This is a genomic window from Brevibacterium sp. VCM10, assembly GCF_000583215.1.
GTDB lineage: Bacteria > Actinomycetota > Actinomycetes > Actinomycetales > Brevibacteriaceae > Brevibacterium > Brevibacterium linens.
Map to the genome: position 1 here is coordinate 1 of NZ_JAJB01000054.1, position 4,583 is coordinate 4,583.

The 4,583-nt window shown below is 64.2% G+C and carries 6 protein-coding genes and 1 other RNA gene; 3 read left to right on the forward strand and 4 right to left on the reverse strand.

Features of this window, described 5'->3' with window-relative positions; genetic code table 11:
- On the reverse strand, window positions 1-368 hold a 368-nt coding region (locus tag AD89_RS18855; protein ID WP_035321100.1), incomplete at its 3' end, for an AMP-binding protein.
- Between the two features lie 129 nt (window positions 369-497).
- On the opposite strand from AD89_RS18855, the gene AD89_RS0115255 reads away from it, so the two are divergent.
- The gene (locus AD89_RS0115255) at window positions 498-1,352 is read left to right on the forward strand and encodes a Nif3-like dinuclear metal center hexameric protein (protein WP_025780318.1); all 855 of its coding nucleotides are present in this window, start codon (window positions 498-500) and stop codon (window positions 1,350-1,352) included.
- 14 nt (window positions 1,353-1,366) lie between these two features.
- Entirely contained in the window at window positions 1,367-2,095 is a 729-nt protein-coding gene (locus tag AD89_RS0115260) for a zinc ribbon domain-containing protein (protein WP_025780320.1), read from the forward strand.
- Window positions 2,096-2,152: 57 nt separating this feature from the next.
- On the opposite strand, the gene AD89_RS0115265 is transcribed toward AD89_RS0115260, so the two are convergent.
- Window positions 2,153-2,929 (reverse strand): YaaA family protein, encoded by a 777-nt coding sequence (locus tag AD89_RS0115265; RefSeq protein ID WP_025780322.1) that lies wholly within the window; start codon window positions 2,927-2,929, stop codon window positions 2,153-2,155.
- A gap of 141 nt (window positions 2,930-3,070) precedes the next feature.
- Here AD89_RS0115265 and rnpB point away from each other — a divergent pair.
- Window positions 3,071-3,439: RNase P RNA component class A (rnpB, locus tag AD89_RS19435), an RNA gene on the forward strand.
- Window positions 3,440-3,467: 28 nt separating this feature from the next.
- Here rnpB and ppgK read toward each other — a convergent pair.
- Window positions 3,468-4,301: a polyphosphate--glucose phosphotransferase gene (ppgK, locus tag AD89_RS0115270; protein WP_025780324.1), complete on the reverse strand. Its 834-nt coding sequence runs from the start codon at window positions 4,299-4,301 to the stop codon at window positions 3,468-3,470.
- Between the two features lies 1 nt (window position 4,302).
- A partial coding sequence (locus tag AD89_RS18860) for a M24 family metallopeptidase (RefSeq protein WP_035321103.1) occupies window positions 4,303-4,583 on the reverse strand: 281 nt, incomplete at its 5' end.

The window sequence follows — 4,583 nt, forward strand, 5'->3', positions numbered from 1 at the left end:
TCGGCGTCGGCGAAGACGATCTCGGCACCGGAGTTGCTGAGGATGTAGTCGAGCTCGTCGTTCTTGAGCTGATAGTTGACCGGCACATGGATGAACCCGGCACGGGCGCAGCCGAGATAGAGGAGGACGAAGAGATCGGAGTTCTTCCCATAGGCGGCGACCCGGTCGCCCTTCGTCGCACCGAGACGGACGAGTTCGCGAGCCACCGCGGTCACGGCGGCGTCGAGCTCAGCATAGGTCCAGGTCCGGTCGCCGAACTCGATGGCGGTGTCGGTGGGGACACGACCAGCGCTGCGTCGGATGAGGTCCGAGACCGTGGACGAGTTTCTGATGACGGGTGATTCGGAGGAGGTGCCTGTAGTTGTCATGGCCCAAATATATGATCTGAATCACGTTCCCGGAAAATCGTCCGCCGATCTCTTCGTCATCCTCGGGGTGTTCCCAATTGCCGGATTCCGGGCCATGATCACCGACCCCGATGTAATAGTGTGGGGGGCATGAGACATCCGAAGGTGAGTGACTGCGTTGAGGTCTTCGACTCGCTGTGGCCGCCGGCTCTGGCCGAGCCCTGGGACTCCGTAGGACTGGCTGTCGGCGACCCGGACTCCGAGGTCCGGTCGATCCTGCTGGCTCTTGATCCGATGGACGCCGTGATCGCCGAGGCTGTCGTCCTCGGTGCGGACCTCGTGTTCAACCATCACCCGCTCATGCTCAAACCCGTGAAGTCGGTCAACGCCGCAACGCTCAAGGGCGGGGCCGTCCACACTCTCATCAGCAACGACATTGCTCTGTTCAATGCGCACACGAACGCCGATTCGGCTCGTGGCGGAGTCTCAGATGTGCTCATCTCGCTTCTGGGCATCGAGGATGCGCGGCCCTTGGCCGCACACTCCGGCGCTGACGATTCGGAACGCGGCTCGCCGGCGACAGGAATCGGACGCGTCGGCGATCTCGACCGGCCCACACCGGTTCGCGACCTCGCCAGGCGACTGGCGACGCAGCTGCCGCGCACCACGACAGGTGTGCGCATCGCCGGCGACCCGGCTGCGACAGCGACCCGTGTCGCGGTCTGCGGCGGCGCCGGCGACTCTCTGTTCGACGAGGTCCGGGCCAGCGGCGCCGACGTCTACGTGACCGCAGACCTCCGCCATCATCCGGCCACCGAGGCTCTTGACACGGCGAATCGTCGCGAGCGTGGACTCTCGCTCATCGACGTCTCCCACTGGGCGTCTGAGACAGTCTGGCTGAATGCGGCGGCCGAGGCGCTCGAAACCGAATTCGCCCGGCGGGGGTTCGCTGTCTCGCTGCAGCACTCGGCGGTCAACACCGACCCCTGGGTCGAACGGTACTGACAAGGAGACCGACGATGCTCATCACCGACAGCCAGAGAACTGCGCTGCAGACCCTCATCGAGCTCACCGCCCACGGGCGCGCCCTGCAGTTCGAACACGACAATCCGAGACGGGCTGAGGAACTCCAGGAGCTCATCTCTCGTCACAAGGAGCTCGGCGAGAAGCGGACCGAGGCCGCTGCGGTCGTCGACGGCCACCAGGAGGCCATCGCCGAAGCCACCCGTCTCATCGAGGCACAGCGATCGAAGGTCGAGAAGAAGACCGCCGAGCTCAACGACGGCACCGGTCTGACCAGCAGAGACATGGTGAATCTGCAAGAGGAGATCGCTGGTCACGAAGCTCGGGTCGCCGAGCTCGAAGAATCGCAGCTGGAGGAGATGGAGAAGCTCGAAGCCGCTGAAGACGAACTCGCGGCAGTCGATGACCGGATCGCCGAGGTCACGGCCTCCGGCAAAGAGGTGCAGACCGCGGTGAAGGACAGGAAAGCCGAACTGCGGGAACTCATCGCCGAGAACGAATCCGCGGCGTCGGGCGCGAGGAGCGAAATGCCGCAGCAGCTGCTGTCAGCGTTCGATGACAATGTCCGGCAAGGCGGTCCCGGAGCCGCACTGCTGAATGGACCCAACTGTCAGGCGTGCGGTCAGGAGATCGGCGGTGCTGTCTGGCATGAGATGCTCGGCGCCGACGTCAACGAAACCTATGAATGCGAAGAGTGCGAAGCGGTGCTGCTGCGTCGCAGCTGATCCTGTCTCGACCGATCTCGACACCCCTGAAGGACGGGATCGTCGTTGCCACGCGTCTCAGTCGCGGAGGACGATCATGAGATTCGCCGGCTTTGATTTCGTCGATGCAGTGAATTCGACCTCATAGAGTTCCGCAGCCCGAGACACAAGGTCATCAATGGTCTCCGGCAGGGATCGATCGTCGGAGAGCAGTCGACCGGCGAACTCGCCGCGGTAGAACTTCGCCCAGTGGGAGACGACGCGACGCTTCCCACCACTGACGGACACAGCACCCATGGTGACGACCTGATCGGCGGGACCCGGCCACACGGTACGGTAATCGCTCGAACGGCAGTCGAGGGCCACCTCGGCGGGATCGAGGGAACAGGACTTCGCCAGAATCGGCTTCCAATAGGATGTCAGCTTTCCCAGGGTTCCCAGATCGGTCTTCATCGCCAGTCGGTAAGCGGGGATCGCGTCGAGTCCGTGCACTCGGCCGAACAGGGCGGAGAAGACGTGGACGTCGTGGAGGCGGTGCCGCAGCTTATCGTCATCGTTCGACTGCGCCACCAGTTCGCCAGCACCCATCGCTTCATAGAGCACTCCGGAATAGGTGAGCAGTGCGGGAGCACAGGGGATCTCGTCGAGAATCGTGTTGCGTTCGACGTCCGCGGTCAGCGACGCGCCGACGCCGAGTTTCTCGAGGGCATCTCGACGCTTCGACACCTTCTTCAGCGCAGCGAGCACACGTTTGCGCTTCGTGGTGAGCTCCGGAGCCGAGAGACTGTCGAGGTCGAGCGTGGGGCCGGATGACGACGGGGTCTTGCCCTCGGAGGGCGGCAGCAGGATCTTCACCACCCCATCGTATGATCACGCACTGTCGCGGCTGAGACCGGGTGCGGATGAGGTTGATCACGTTCGATGTCCGGCCTCCGCTGCTTGTCGGTGCCGTGTGCCTGGGGGCCTCGCCGAGCGACTACACTGGGATGCTTGAGGACAGGTCACCAGACGGTCGCGGCTCTCTTCACGAGGGCTGAGGAACGTCCGGGCTCCACAGAGCAGGGATGGTGGGTAACACCCACCCGGGGCGACCCGCGGGCCAGTGCAACAGAAAGCAGACCGCCCAGTTCCGACTGGGTAAGGGTGAAACGGTGGTGTAAGAGACCACCAGGGCGGCGGGTGACCGTCGCCGCTGGGTAAACCCCATCCGGAGCAAGATCAGACAGACGACGTTCGAGGCTGCTCGCCGAGTCGTCGGGTGGATTGCTTGAGGCCGGTGGCAACATCGGTCCCAGATAGATGACCGTCAGGCGAGAAGGGCGACCGACTCGTCGACAGAACCCGGCTTATCGGTGACCTGTCCTCACCCTCATGGTCAGCTGCGGCGCCCCAATCACGACATTCTGCGACGGATCTTCGCCTTCCCGTCTTGGGCCGCGACCATCGCAGCCCCGACGATTCCGGCGTTGTTGTACAGCTTCGCCGGCTTGAGCTTCGCTCGCGTCTTGATGAGCGGCAGATACTGGTCATGGGACTTCGAGACTCCGCCGCCGACGATGATGACGTCCGGAGCAACCAGCAGTTCGATCTGCGAATAGTACTGCTGCAGCCGGGCCGCCCATTCCGGATAGGAAAGTCCCAGCCGGGTCCGGACCGATTCCGCGGCCTGCGTTTCGGCGTCGGCCCCGTTCATCTCGATATGACCGAGTTCGGTGTAGGGCACCATCCGGCCCTGAGTGAACAGTGCAGTTCCGATCCCCGTGCCCAGAGTCGTCAGCAGCACCGTCTTCTTCCGATGCTTGCGTCCGGCGCCGAAGATCATCTCGGCCAGGCCGGCGGCATCGGCGTCGTTGAGGAAGTACACGGTACGGCCCGTGCTCTCCGCGATGATCTCGGCGATGGGCGAACCGATCCAACTCTGGTCGAGGTTCGCCGTGTATTCGACGCGTCCTTCGCGGATGACGCCGGGGAATCCGCAGCCGACCGGCAGGGAATCGAGAGCGGCACGGTCGGCGACGAGTTCGAGCTCCACGGCACGCTCACTGAGCGCATGGAGCAGCGTGGTGATCGTGGCCGCCACGGCATCCGGGGTGCTCGGCTTCGGGGTGAGCTCGCGCAGCCGCTTGAACGGCAGCTTGCCGGTCACTGTGTCGACGAGGGCCGCCTTGATCCCGGTCCCGCCGATGTCGATGCCGATCGCAAAGCGGGGGGAGGCCTCTGTGCTCATCTCATCTCTCCTCGTGTGCGGGTCCCGCGGCGATCGCGGTGTGGGCGTCGGGCAGGGTCAGGATCTCGGCGCCGGACTCGGTCACCGCCAGCGTGTGCTCGAACTGGGCGGAACGCCTGCGATCCTTCGTCACCACGGTCCAGGAATCGTCCCAGACGTCCCAGTCGATGGTGCCGAGGTTGAGCATCGGCTCGATCGTGAAGATCATTCCCGGCTCCATCGTCTCGGCGTGGGCGGGAGCGGCATCATAGTGCGGGATGATGAGCCCCGAATGGAATTCGC

Bases quoted from the DNA above. Each gene is read 5' to 3' on its own strand.
- ppgK (WP_025780324.1), bottom strand. From the start codon at position 4,301: ATGAGCACAGAGGCCTCCCCCCGCTTTGCGATCGGCATCGACATCGGC.
- AD89_RS0115260 (WP_025780320.1), top strand. From the start codon at position 1,367: ATGCTCATCACCGACAGCCAGAGAACTGCGCTGCAGACCCTCATCGAG.
- AD89_RS0115255 (WP_025780318.1), top strand. From the start codon at position 498: ATGAGACATCCGAAGGTGAGTGACTGCGTTGAGGTCTTCGACTCGCTG.